We start from the raw sequence: 11,687 nt of genomic DNA on the forward strand, positions 1-11,687 counted from the left end.
CCGCTAGGCTTCTATTCTGCGCGTCGCGCAGAATGCCTATGCGGGAATTCCGCTAAAGCGGAATTCGGGCACTTCGCGCATCCTTTAAGGCTCCGCCCGTTGGTCGCGTCAAGCCGTTTTTAATCCGCTTCGCGGATTAAAAAAATCCCCCGGGGGAGCGGGGGATTTTTCTGTTTTCCGCTATTCGGAGAATTCGAGCTGAATGGAATGGGGTTGAATCCTCACCGAAACGCCGTAATCGTAGATTACGACCCATTCTCCGTCCTTTACTTGGGTGCCGGGGCGAGGGCGCATGATGAGTGTTTCGCTGCCGTCGTTCGGGATGACGGAGCGATCTTTGGGGCTCCTGCCGACGCCGTCAATGCCGGGTGCCTCGCCTAGGGAGACGATGCCGGCCATTTTCTGCTGCGTGTCCGGGTGGTGCCAGGTGACCCATGATCCGGGGGCGTACGGGGTGTTGGAGGGCTTCGGGGGTGTGTTCTTGGCGGGCTTCAGATCGAGTTTGGCGGTGCGGGGCTTCCACTTGTGGCGACGCGTTGCGGTGACGGCTGCGGGGGTGCAGCCGCTTTCCGCGAGGGCGTCTGCCTCGCGGTCGCGCTCCGCCTCCATGGCGCTGATGACGGCTTTGGTGTGCCGGGTCTCCAGACGGGCGCCGCGCCCCTCGGTGCGGACGGTCACGCTGGCGTGCCGGTACATGCGAATCACGGTCTCTCGGGCGTCCATGGGGTCCTCCGGGGTGTCTCGGGTGGGGCGGGGGTGCCACTCCCCCGCCCCTTCAGCGGCTTTCTAGGCGCGGATTACGGGGTGGTCGGCTACGAGCAGAGACGTGACGTCACCCACGAATGCGGTGATGAGGTAGGCGCCTTTGTCGTCAGTCCAGAAGTCTCGCGGGTCGGTAACTTCGGTTTCGGGATACTGCTGCATTACGGCTGCTGCTGCCGTGATTCGGGCGTGACCGGCCGTTTCTCCTTCCGCCACTACCGCGAAAGCGGAAGTGAATACGGGAGACTCTGTGCACCATTCGCCGATGTACGTGAATTGCATGGGTCTCTTTCCGGGATTACGGGGTGCCCCCGGGTGCTGGCCCGGGGGCGGGGTGGTCAGTCGGTGGCCGGACGCGGGGAGGGGAAGGTGACGTTGCGCGGGGTGTCGGGGGCGGGCGGCAGGTCGATGGCGGCGAGTTCAATCAACCGGCCAATGAGGGCGTCTACTTGATCGGCGGTCAGTCCCTGAAGGGGGTGTTCCCCGCCCCCGGTCAGCAGTACTCCGCCGTGGAACTCGGTGCGGGTCGGCTGGTAGAGGGCGGCGAGGGAGGTTGCCAGGGTGTTGCAGCGCTGGCTGGTGCAGCATTCCGTCACGCCTGCCCAGAGCGTCAGCTTGTCAGTCAGGGTGACGCCGGGGCGGGGGCATCCGGTACGTGTCCACAGGTCACGGACCTTGGCGCGGGAGAGTGGGAGCCATTCGACTACTTCGAAGGTGCCGTCGGGGTTGATGGCGACGGCGAACTGGGTGTCGTTCGTGTCGAACATGGGGTGTCTCCTGTGTCCGTTGGTGTGTCGGGTTGTTGGTGGCTGCCACTGCCGACCAACGAGATAACTGTATCGCATCTAGTGCACGCGTGGGGTGCGACACGCGCTCTCTGAGGGGGTGTGTTTTCACCGGCCTGTAGGCCAGTAGGCCAGGGGGTGCCGGACGTGGTATCGCTGCTGGTCAGAGGGGTGTTTTGGGGCTGGCCTACTGGCCTACCGCCTTTTCGCGGTCGGCGGCGCGCGGCGTTGCTGGGCGCGGAGCGCCCGGCGCCGTTCGGTCGCGGAGCGACCGGGGTCCTCCGCAGGAGGCTGCGGGCCGTAGGCCCGTGCGCCGACGCTGCGGAGCGGCGCGCGTATCGCTTCGGTGTCCGTCCGGCGCAGCCGGGCGGTGGTCGCTGCGCCGTGGCCGTGCGCGCAGCGCGCGGCGGTCCGGGGTGCGCAGCACCCCGTCCTCCCTCCTCGGGGAGCGGCTTGAACCTCGGCCCGTACGGCGGGTGGTGGCCGGTGGCGGCGCGCCCGGTGCCGTGGCGGCCGCCGCTGCGCCCGGACAGCACGCCACCGCGCCCCGGGTTGGCGTGCTGCGCCTGGACGTGCCGATGCCCCTGCGGACGGACCGCAGGGGCATCGTGAGGTGGTGGTGGAGGTGCCGGCCGCAGGGGGCGCCGGTTCTGGGGATCAGGACGCCGGGTGGATCTGGTCGTCAGTGGCCGGGGCCTGGGGGCGGGGCGCGAGGGGGCGGAAGTCGGCGCAATTGCCGTTGCCGTAGTGGATGACGACAGAGCCGTCCAGCTCGGCGTCGTAGACGGTCGCGGGGGTGCTCAGTGGGGGGACGGTGGAGGTCACGGTGGTGAGCAGGTAGGTCAGGGCGGTGACGGCCTTGTCGTGGGTGACGGTCACGGTGTGGCGGGTGCCGGAGTGCACGACGTGCACGGTGTAGCCGCTGTCGGTGAGCAGCATTCGTGCGAGTGCCTTGGGGCTGACGGTGTCGGAGGGGGCGGGGCGGGCTGCTGTGCTGCGTCCGGCGAGCAGGCGGGCCTGCTGGATGCCGTTGGGGGTCAGTCGTGGCTCGCGGGGCAGTTCGGGGGTGACGGCGGCCAGGTTCCGGGTCATGAGCGCCACCATGGTGCCGGTCGCGCCCCGGAGGCGGTGGAGTCCTTCCGGGTCGGCGAGTGCGGATACCAGCATGGTGATCATGGGGCGAGAAAGGGGGTGCGTGTTTCGCATGGTGTCTCCTGTGTCCGTTGGTGTGTCGGGTTGTCGGTGGCTGCCACTGCCGACCAACGGAATAACTGTATCGAATCTAATGCACGCATGGGGCGCGACACGCGCTCTCTAAGGGGGTGTGTTTTCACCGGCCTGTAGGCCAGTAGGCCAGAGGGGGTCGGGTGTCACGTTTGCGCTGTTCAGGGGCCTCTTTGAGAGGTGGCCTACTGGCCTACAGGCTTTTCGCGGTGTGCGTTGCGTGACGCTGCTGCCGGACGTGCCTGTGCCCCGTACGGCCTGCCGTACGGGGCACAGTGCGGGTGGGTCAGGGGATGACCGGCGCGTAGATCATCTCCGCGTACGGCAGGCCCTCGGTGTCGGTCTCCAGGTGGATCACCCGGCCTCGGGTGTAGGCGCAGGTGTCATCGCCGAGGAGGAGCAGGGAGAGGTCCGCCAGCATGTGGGCCTGCGAGACGGGGCACCGGACTTCGGGCTTGCCCGCTTCGCGCAGCAGCATCCGGTAGCCGTCGGCGAGGACCGGGAGGCCGGTCGGGCGGCCGTCGGCGGACAGGCCGACGGCCAGGGATGCAGTGCTTACAGGGAATCCGGCCTGATACGTCACGCCGGGCTCCGGCGGGATCGTCTCTCCCGTCATGCAGTCCATGGTGTAAGCGCTGAAGATCTCTCCCGCGCTGAGGGGCCGGAGGGACCCGCCCCGGAGCACCCATCCCCGGACGGCGGACGGCCCGTTCAGAGGCTCACTGCGCAGGACGAGACCGGCGGTGGCACCGTCGCGCAGCGCGGTGGCGAGCAGGTAGCGCACCTCGGCGATGTCGTTGACGGTGGCGGACTCGGTGGGAGAGACGCTGAACTCGCCCTCGCAGATCTTGGGCGTGCCGTCCGGGGCGGGGGCGGAGAGCGTCAGCGTGTGCCGCCCGGGGGCGGCGCTCAGGGTGATGTAGGTGAGCAGGCGGTGAGCGGACAGGAGGGCATCTCCGGTGGGAGAGCGGTGGGCGCTGTTGGTGATGTCCATGGGGTGTCTCCTGTGTCCGTTGGTGTGTCGGGTTGTTGGTGGCTGCCACTGCCGACCAACGAGATAACTGTATCGCATCTAGTGCACGCGTGGGGTGCGACACGCGCTCTCTGAGGGGGTGTGTTTTCACCGGCCTGTAGGCCAGTAGGCCAGGGGGTGCCGGACGTGGTATCGCTGCTGGTCAGAGGGGTGTTTTGGGGCTGGCCTACTGGCCTACCGCCTTTTCGCGGTCGGCGGCGCGCGGCGTTGCTGGGCGCGGAGCGCCCGGCGCCGTTCGGTCGCGGAGCGACCGGGGTCCTCCGCAGGAGGCTGCGGGCCGTAGGCCCGTGCGCCGACGCTGCGGAGCGGCGCGCGTATCGCTTCGGTGTCCGTCCGGCGCAGCCGGGCGGTGGTCGCTGCGCCGTGGCCGTGCGCGCAGCGCGCGGCGGTCCGGGGTGCGCAGCACCCCGTCCTCCCTCCTCGGGGAGCGGCTTGAACCTCGGCCCGTACGGCGGGTGGTGGCCGGTGGCGGCGCGCCCGGTGCCGTGGCGGCCGCCGCTGCGCCCGGCCTGGGCGGCGGGTTGGGCCTGGACGTGACGCTGCCCCCTGCGGCGAACCACAGAGGGCAGGGCGGGTGTTCGGATGGCGAGTGGCCTGTCAGACTCCCCTGGCGCCCTCGATGCCCAGGATGCCCAGGAGGGTGTCTAGGGCAGTGTTGACGGCTGCGCGGCGCTGGCTCGGAACCATGGCAGCGCACTCCGCGAAGAGGGCGTCATTAGCGCCGTCCAGACCCGCGCGGGCCAGGCGCCGGAACTCCGGGCTGGACTGGCCTGGAGCGCTGTCCTCGGTCATCGAGGCTGGTAGGCCGCCCAACATGCTCTGCGTGGCCACACACGCTAGCTCGACGGTGCGGGCCGTGGTGGCCGGGTCCTCAACCAGCAGGGTCAGTAGGGGGTCCTGGCAGGTGGTGCAGCCGTCGAACGCTGCACCTACCACGTCGGTGAGCAGCTTGTGGTCCACTGGCCGGCCGCCGGGGTCGGTGAAGTCGGTGGGCATTTCGAAGCCGTCGTGTCGGTGTTCCTGTGGGGCGTCCGCTGGCTTCTGCCGCCGTGGCTTGCCGGGCTTGTTGCGGCCCATGGTGTGCTCCCTGCTGGTCGTTGGTGCGTTGATCGTTATCGGTTGTCGTCGGATGTGGTGGCGAGGCTCGGGGCGAGTGCGAGCGCTGTTGTGACGGGCGGTCCGGGGTTGGGGTCGCCGGGTGCGGGCGGGCGGGGTGTGAAGGTGCTGCCGCGTCCTTTGGAGAGGGTGACCAGGACGTCGCGGGCGGCGTGGCAGTCGCCGAGGGCGCGGTGGCTGCCGCCGAGCCGCAGCCAGCGGTGGGTGCCGAGCCAGTCGGCGTACGCCTGCATCAGGCAGTACCAGGTGTCGTCCGGCTCCAGGTGCAGCGGCTTCTTGCTCGCCCGCTCGATGTCCCCGAGGATGACGGCGCGGTCGAACTCGGCGTTGTAGGCCAGGATCGTCCGGTCCTTGGTGACCTTCCGCAGGCGGGGGAGAACCTTTTCGAAGGGCCGGGCGTCGGCGACGTCGGCGTCCGTGATGCCGTGCACCCAGCGGGCGCCGGAGCTGATCGGGGCGCCGGGGTTGACGAGGGTGTCCATCAGTTTCTTGCCGGTGGCGGCGTCGATGACGGCGATCTCGACAGTGCGGCCGTACAGATCGGTGGTCTCGGTGTCGAGGATGACCGCCGTGTCCGGCTCCAGCAGTGCCCGCGCCTCGCGGGTGACCTTGCCCCAGGTGGGGCACAGGGTGATCTCGGCGGCGTACGAGCCGGCCACCGGGTCGTCGGCCAGCTCCTGGCGCACCGTCGCCTTCGACGGGGCGCCGTCGATGCGCTCCCAGTCCAGCTCCCAGCCCCCGGAGTACGGCGAGGCCCAGGCCCACACCGTCACACCGTGCCGGTCGGCCAGGGCCTGCGCGAAGCCGCGGACGGCGGCGGCCCGGGTCGGGGCGCGCTTGGCGTACTCGCGCAGCGGGGAGACGGCGCCCTTGGGCAGGCCGCGGACCGCTTCCCAGTCGACGCCGGGAATCTCCCGCAGGGCGCGGACGTCGCCGAGCCGGTAGAGGGCGACGGTGACCGTGCGGCGTCGGCCGACCTCCTGCTCGTAGGTGTGCGCCGGGGTGATCCAGCCGGCGGCTTCGACGTACTTCCAGTCGCTGGCGCGGATCTCCAGGACGTCGGTCGCGGCGGTCTGGGCGGTGACGTACTGCTCGCCGTCGGCTTCCTCGGCCATCTTGTCCAGGTCGGCGATCAGGTAGCGGCCCCCGCGGCCGGTGGTGATGCGGCCCTCCTCGCCCATGCGGGCCAGGTCGCTCCAGTGCCAGCCGATCCGCTCCGCCGCGGCGTCGCGGGGCAGGCTCGCCGCCTCCCACGCCAGCCGCTCGCCGACGACCGCGCGCACCACCTCGATGTCAAGTACGCGCGCGGCCGCCGTGGAGTACATCGGCCAGCCCTTGTAGGAGTCGACCTCGGCCAGGTGCTCGCGGGCGACGAGCTCTTCGACGTCGGCGGCGGTGACCGGCTCGCCGGTGTGCTCGGCGAGCAGCGAGGCGATCCGCCGGGCCCCCAGGGCCTCGGGCAGGGGCGGTTCCTGCACCGGGACCACCGTGGTGGTCCCGGCCTCCTCGGCGATCGTCGTGGTGTCCGTCATGGCTGTACCTCCGTCGTGGCGTCGGTCATGAGTGGTGGTGCTCCTCTCCGCATCGGATGAGCGGCTGGACAGGGGCTGATGTCGTTGCTCCCAGTACCGGGACGGACCGACCACGAAGGTGGGGCCAGAGTAGTGGTGTTCACCGGTGGTAGGTCTTCTTGCAGGCGGCCAGTACGGAGGCGGACACGACCCCCTGTGCCATCCGGCAGACGGTGCGCATGTCGTAGCGGGGACGCCGTGGTGCGCCGGGCCGGGGGCGGCTGGTGTGCGGCCGGGCGTGTGGATGCTTGGCTGCGCGGTGGCGTGGGGCACCGGTGGTCGGCGGATGCCGGCGGTGCGGTGCAGGACGAGCGTGCCGGTGCTTCCGGGCGTGCGGTGGGGCGGTGCGCGGCTCGGGGCGCGGTGTATGGGTGGCACGTGCGGGCCGGGGGGTCGCCGGGTCCGGTGCGGGCGGGCGGCTGCTGGCCGGTGGGGCGGTGGCGATCCGGATGTGCGGAGGGTCGGGGCTGGGTACGGCGGCCGGGGTGCGGGTGGCGGAAGAAGCGGACGGGGCCGTACGTGGGTGCGCTGGGGTGACGGTCGTGCAGCCGCAGGTCGTCAGGAGCAGGCATAAGGCGGCGGCGACGGGGGCGGATGGGCGCATGGTTCCACCGTGCCGTACGGCGGCGGGAGTTGGCGTGAGCTCGGCGCGGCCGCCACCGGTACGACGGACGGCGCGGCGTGCGGGCGGTGGTGATTTCGGGCTGACGGGTCTGCGGTCGCGGCCGGTCGGGCAGGGTCTGGGCCGCGGTGGCCGGCTCGTCCTGGAGCTGGGCGAGCAGGCGGGGGTCGGGGGCTGCGGCCGGCACCAGGTGCGCGTCGCGCGGGATGTCGCGCTCGTGGGAGGTGTCTTCCCAGACCGAGGCGGCGCGCTTTTCGCGGTCGAGGGCGGCGGCCTGCTCGGTTTCCCACTGAACGCGGTACGGGTCGACGGTGCGCCGGGCGTCGGTGAGCAGCCGCTCGACTTCCTCGCGCGGGATGAGTTCGAGCAGGTGGAGGTAGGCGCCGGTGCCGTTCAGGGATGCCTGGGCGGCGTAGGCGTGGTCCTGGTTCCAGGGCGGGATTTCGTCGTAGGTGTCCCACCACAGCGGCATCTGGCGCAAGTGGCGGATGACGGCCTCGTAGACGTCGCGGCGGAAGACACGGCGGCGGGCGCGGAGGCTCGCGGCGTCCTCGTACTCCAGGGCGTCGGCGGCGTAGGCGGAGGTGCGCAGCCAGCGCCCGGCGCGGCGTACGGCGAGTGTGGTCAACTGCTCGGCGCGCTCCAGGCAGCGAGGGAGGGCCACGCAGGCCCGCGCGACGTCGCGGTCGGGGCCGGAGACGATCAGGCGGCGGGTCTCGTAGCGCAGGGTCGGGCGGCCCTTTTGGATGCGCGTTCCCCAGTCGTGGACCAGCTCGGAGGCGGGCTGCTCCACCTGTACGGAGAACAGTCCGGCCAGGTGCTGGGCGGCGGCGCGGCGCTGGCTGCCGCGCCGCCCGATGTCGGGGAACGTGATCTCGGTGCGGGCGTAGCCGCGGTCATCGATCAGCAGGCGCCGGACGGTGACGAGTTCGCGGGGCATGGCGTGCCTTTCAGCAGGAAGAACAGGCGGGCGGGGGGGGGGGGGGGGGGGGGGGGGGGGGGGGGGAGGGGGGGAAAGGGGGGGGGGGGGGGGGGGGGGGGGTTGGGGGGGGGGGGGGGGTGGGGGAGGGGGGGGGGAGGGGGGGGGGGGGGGGGGGGTCCCCCCCCCCCCCCCCCCCCCCCGCCGGACGGTCAGGCCGTGGTGTCGATCTGGTTCTCCTGCTGGGCGACCCAGGCCGCGATGGCGGCGGGGCGCTGGGCGACGGGGATGCACCCGCTGTGGCGGATACGGTCGCGCCGCATGTGCGAGTAGAAGACCGTCGCGGTCTTCCCGCACAGTTCGCAGCGCACGGGCCAGCGGACGTCACTGCCCGGGTAGCCGCCGAGGGGCGTCCAGGCGGTGGCGGCCAGGCGGGCGAACGCGCGCTTCATGCTCGCCAGGTTGCGGGCGTTGGGGCGGGGGGCCAGGTTGTCGGCGAGGTACGGCGTGATGGCCATTGTGAACTCCTGTGGTGTGGTTGGTGTTTCGGGTGTTGGCGGCTGCCACTGCCGACCAACGAGAAAACTGTACAGGAGTTAGATCACGACCTGCAAGCGACACACCGGCACGGCGCACGCGAAAGGCCGGAGCTTGGTTGTGCCGTGTCATGACGTTGTGCCGCGCCATACAGTCATGGGGGAAGGTCCCGCAGCCGACTGCAACGGCTGCGGGACCTTCCCCCATGACTTCGGGCGGTATGTCAGGTGCGGTATACGGCCGGGCGGACACCGGCGCGCAGCTCTCGGATGATCGAGCACGGGCCCTTGGTGGCGCAGTACGCATCGTCGGTGTCGGGCAGGGGGTTGTGCGACAGCCCAAGCTTGTCCTTGGCGACGGCGTTGACTGTGCGCAGCATTGCGGGGTCGGCCGGCCGGCATGACGACTCGCCGTCGCGGTTCACGCCATGCTTCGCGGCACTGACGATGTGCTGCCGCGCCTGCCGGGCTGCCCACCTGCGGTCGGCCGGGCCTGTGTTCCCGTGTACGTGGCCGCCGTCGTGGAACGTGTCGAGGTGGCAGGCAGTGCAGTGGTACGTGACCATGTGGGTCGGGTCCTGGTCAGGCAGCCACCGGCCCTCGAACTCGTAGACGATCACCTCGGCGCCGGGAGTCACCGGGTGCGCGAAGGCGGTGACGAGTCCGACGCCGTCCTCAATCGCACCCCGCGCCTTCATGTTCCAGAAGATGCGGGGGAGGAAGTCGTCCCAGCCCTTGCCTTGGGGCCACTGTGCGTACATGACGCCCTGCGAGGCGTCGAAGGTGGCTGTGCCGTCGACGTTTTCGCGCTTGTACTGCTCGATCTGCTCGATCGACCCGAAGTACGTCGCGCTGAACTCCTCGGATTCCAGGAAGATCAGCCCGTACCCCTCGGGGCGGGTGTGGTGGCCGTTCGCCTTGAGGATTTCGACCATGTCCTCGTAGCCCGGGTTCCCGGGGGCGATGGTGCCGACGAGCGGCAGGCGGTAGCGCTCGCAGCTCGTGACATGCGTCGGATTGTCCGGGCTCACGTTGTGCGCGGTGCCGTAAGTGTTCTCGATCGTGATGCTCATGCTGTCGTCTCCCCTGGTCCTTGGTCGGCTTCGGCCTTTCGCGCCTGCTACGCGTGGCCGTCGTCAGCGGTCCTGTCGGTCGGTGCTCTGGCTGGTGGGGCTCGGGTCTGGTACCTGCTGGGTCGTCGGAGGGTCAGGCGCGGGTGGGGGCGATGTAGCGGCGGACGGCGACCATCAGCGCTCCGGCGAGGAGGTAGCCGAGGAGGACGCCGGCGACGCGTACGAGCTGGGAGGCCGGCGAGCCCAGGTGCAGGCCCGCGTCGAGGGCGAAGGCGCCGGCGATGCTGGCCGCGAACAGCACGGCGCAGCCGATCAGCAGCAGCGCGAGGCGGACGCCGACGGGCAGCCAGGCCGGGCCGCGCGAGGGGCCCAGGCGGCTGCGGACGTGGGCGAGGTGGACGGCCAGCGCCTGCTGGCCGGTGCCGGGCGCGTGGGCGGGCATCCGGCCGCAGGAGCAGCGCGCCCGGTAGCGGGCGGTGCCGGCGGCCGCGGATGCGTCCTCGTCAATGACGACGTTGAGCAGGTGCCGGCCGTCGTCAATGAGGAAGCGGTCGAAGCGGCTCACGGTCAGGCTCCCGTGTGGGCGAGGGTTTCGGCGGCCTGGGCCTGCCGGCGGGAGTGCGTGGCTTCCAGCTCCTCGCGCATCCGGGCGGCCTCGGCCCGGGCGCCGCTGATGTCGTCGGGCACGGACACCGGGGGGTGACCCGCGGTCAGGATGTACTGCTCGTAGGCGTCCACCGGCCGGTTGTCGCCCGGGCCGCGCCGGAGGGAGGGGGCCTCCGACAGGGCGACGAGCGTGGTCTCCCAGGCGTCGATGGCGTCGCGGGCCTCGTGTACGGCGCGGACGTACGCCTGGTGTCCGTGCAGCCAGCTGCCCTTGGCGGTCGGGTCGGCGAGGGCTTCCCAGCGCAGTTCGATCAAGTGCAGGGCGCGGTCGCGCTCGGCGCGGGCGCTTTCCTCGGCAGCGAGGCAGGCGCGCAGCTTGTTGTACTGCTCCAGCGCCAGGCTCAAGTTGAAGAGCCGGGCGGCCTCGGCCCTGGCCTCGGGCGAGGCGAGGTTGCCATGGGCGCGGAGGACGGCCCTGGCGACGGGGCTGCTGGTGTCGTCCAGGTCGTGGATGCCGGTGAGTCCTTCGACGGATACGGGCGTGGTCATGGTCTTCTCCTTGGGACGGTTGCGGATGTTGATGCCCCGGGACTTGAGGTCGTCGTAGATGGTCTGGCGATTGCCGACGCGGGCGGCCTCGGCCAGCTCCACCACGTTGGTGGCGCCGGCGTTCCAGGCCGCAGCGACCAGAGCTGCTCGCCGACCGGGGGTGGACCAGTCGCGTAGGGCGGCCAGGGCTCTTTCTCGTGCTGTACTCACTCCGCCATCATGCTGCCCATTTAATAGACATGTCTATTGGATAGACAGTGGTTGGCTGGTTTTCGCGGCTGGCCGTCCGCAGTGGGTGCCAGGAGTAGCCGAGGTGGCAACATGTCATCACTGCTTGCGAGTTGACCCTGCCGGGTGATGGCCCGGCGGTACCCGTTCCGGCCAGGTGTCAGCGGCGTTGAGCAGGTATGCGAAAGATCATCACATTGGCCCTTGCCCTGCTGGCCATGGCCGGTCTGCACTCGCCGGTCCAGGCGACCGGCCATGCGCAGCGCGGCGCGAATCACATCACGGTGCGGGGAAGCGGCCTGTACGTGAAGAGCGTGACCACCAGCCGCTCTCCGCACCGCTACAAGGCCCAGGCGCGGCTGGTGATGGAGACCCGGCACGGTGTCCGCCAGCTCCAGCCGTACCAGGACACCAACTGGTCGGTGTCCTACCGGGGCGGCAAGGAGCGCGACTACGACTACCGCACGTGGACGCTCAACCGGACGTTCCCGAACGGCACGCGGCTGTGCAGCGAGTGGAAGGGGTACCGCGGCCGCGCCTGCGTGATCATCCACAAGTGAAGCCGTCCGTATAGGAAGACGCGGGGGGGGGGGGGGGGGGGGGGGGGGGGGGGGGAAAGAGGGGGGGGGGGGGGGGGGGGGGGGGGGGGTGGGGTAGGGGTGG

At 70.8% G+C, this 11,687-nt stretch carries 12 protein-coding genes; 1 reads left to right on the plus strand and 11 read right to left on the minus strand.

Annotated features, from left to right (window positions below; translation table 11 throughout):
* Positions 1-180: 180 nt before the first annotated feature.
* The 11 genes from ACZ4Z1_RS38220 to ACZ4Z1_RS38270 form a co-directional block, all read right to left on the minus strand.
* A complete protein-coding gene (locus tag ACZ4Z1_RS38220) occupies positions 181-723 on the minus strand; it encodes a hypothetical protein (RefSeq protein ID WP_468491287.1) in 543 nt (180 codons plus the stop codon).
* Between the two features lie 377 nt (positions 724-1,100).
* Complete coding sequence (locus ACZ4Z1_RS38225) at positions 1,101-1,529, minus strand: hypothetical protein (protein ID WP_468491288.1); 429 nt, start codon at positions 1,527-1,529, stop codon at positions 1,101-1,103.
* Between the two features lie 675 nt (positions 1,530-2,204).
* Positions 2,205-2,753: a hypothetical protein gene (locus ACZ4Z1_RS38230; protein WP_468491289.1), complete on the minus strand. Its 549-nt coding sequence runs from the start codon at positions 2,751-2,753 to the stop codon at positions 2,205-2,207.
* A 304-nt stretch (positions 2,754-3,057) separates the two neighbouring features.
* On the minus strand, positions 3,058-3,765 hold the full coding sequence (locus ACZ4Z1_RS38235; RefSeq protein WP_468491290.1) for a hypothetical protein: 708 nt from the start codon (positions 3,763-3,765) through the stop codon (positions 3,058-3,060).
* A 636-nt stretch (positions 3,766-4,401) separates the two neighbouring features.
* Positions 4,402-4,881, minus strand: coding sequence for a hypothetical protein (locus ACZ4Z1_RS38240; protein ID WP_468491291.1), 480 nt, complete (start codon positions 4,879-4,881; stop codon positions 4,402-4,404).
* 35 nt (positions 4,882-4,916) lie between these two features.
* Positions 4,917-6,452 (minus strand): 3'-5' exonuclease, encoded by a 1,536-nt coding sequence (locus ACZ4Z1_RS38245; RefSeq protein WP_468491292.1) that lies wholly within the window; start codon positions 6,450-6,452, stop codon positions 4,917-4,919.
* The gene (locus ACZ4Z1_RS38250) at positions 6,449-8,053 is read right to left on the minus strand and encodes a hypothetical protein (RefSeq protein ID WP_468491293.1); all 1,605 of its coding nucleotides are present in this window, start codon (positions 8,051-8,053) and stop codon (positions 6,449-6,451) included. The genes ACZ4Z1_RS38245 and ACZ4Z1_RS38250 overlap by 4 nt, the downstream gene beginning before the upstream one ends.
* A gap of 191 nt (positions 8,054-8,244) precedes the next feature.
* Positions 8,245-8,550, minus strand: coding sequence for a hypothetical protein (locus tag ACZ4Z1_RS38255; RefSeq protein WP_468491294.1), 306 nt, complete (start codon positions 8,548-8,550; stop codon positions 8,245-8,247).
* A 242-nt stretch (positions 8,551-8,792) separates the two neighbouring features.
* Positions 8,793-9,641: a hypothetical protein gene (locus tag ACZ4Z1_RS38260; protein ID WP_468491295.1), complete on the minus strand. Its 849-nt coding sequence runs from the start codon at positions 9,639-9,641 to the stop codon at positions 8,793-8,795.
* Positions 9,642-9,774: 133 nt separating this feature from the next.
* Positions 9,775-10,206, minus strand: a complete 432-nt coding sequence (locus ACZ4Z1_RS38265) for a hypothetical protein (protein ID WP_468491296.1) — start codon at positions 10,204-10,206, stop codon at positions 9,775-9,777.
* 2 nt (positions 10,207-10,208) lie between these two features.
* The gene (locus ACZ4Z1_RS38270; RefSeq protein ID WP_468491297.1) at positions 10,209-11,006 is read right to left on the minus strand and encodes a hypothetical protein; all 798 of its coding nucleotides are present in this window, start codon (positions 11,004-11,006) and stop codon (positions 10,209-10,211) included.
* A gap of 197 nt (positions 11,007-11,203) precedes the next feature.
* Between ACZ4Z1_RS38270 and ACZ4Z1_RS38275 the strand changes: the two genes are divergently transcribed.
* Positions 11,204-11,584 (plus strand): hypothetical protein, encoded by a 381-nt coding sequence (locus tag ACZ4Z1_RS38275; RefSeq protein ID WP_468491298.1) that lies wholly within the window; start codon positions 11,204-11,206, stop codon positions 11,582-11,584.
* The last annotated feature ends 103 nt before the right edge of the window (positions 11,585-11,687 follow it).

It is taken from the genome of Streptomyces sp. NPDC030165, assembly GCF_055573595.1.

Bases quoted from the DNA above. Each gene is read 5' to 3' on its own strand.
- ACZ4Z1_RS38245 (WP_468491292.1), bottom strand. From the start codon at position 6,452: ATGACGGACACCACGACGATCGCCGAGGAGGCCGGGACCACCACGGTG.
- ACZ4Z1_RS38260 (WP_468491295.1), bottom strand. From the start codon at position 9,641: ATGAGCATCACGATCGAGAACACTTACGGCACCGCGCACAACGTGAGC.
- ACZ4Z1_RS38220 (WP_468491287.1), bottom strand. From the start codon at position 723: ATGGACGCCCGAGAGACCGTGATTCGCATGTACCGGCACGCCAGCGTG.
- ACZ4Z1_RS38230 (WP_468491289.1), bottom strand. From the start codon at position 2,753: ATGCGAAACACGCACCCCCTTTCTCGCCCCATGATCACCATGCTGGTA.
- ACZ4Z1_RS38275 (WP_468491298.1), top strand. From the start codon at position 11,204: ATGCGAAAGATCATCACATTGGCCCTTGCCCTGCTGGCCATGGCCGGT.
- ACZ4Z1_RS38225 (WP_468491288.1), bottom strand. From the start codon at position 1,529: ATGTTCGACACGAACGACACCCAGTTCGCCGTCGCCATCAACCCCGAC.
- ACZ4Z1_RS38250 (WP_468491293.1), bottom strand. From the start codon at position 8,053: ATGCCCCGCGAACTCGTCACCGTCCGGCGCCTGCTGATCGATGACCGC.
- ACZ4Z1_RS38240 (WP_468491291.1), bottom strand. From the start codon at position 4,881: ATGGGCCGCAACAAGCCCGGCAAGCCACGGCGGCAGAAGCCAGCGGAC.
- ACZ4Z1_RS38235 (WP_468491290.1), bottom strand. From the start codon at position 3,765: ATGGACATCACCAACAGCGCCCACCGCTCTCCCACCGGAGATGCCCTC.
- ACZ4Z1_RS38255 (WP_468491294.1), bottom strand. From the start codon at position 8,550: ATGGCCATCACGCCGTACCTCGCCGACAACCTGGCCCCCCGCCCCAAC.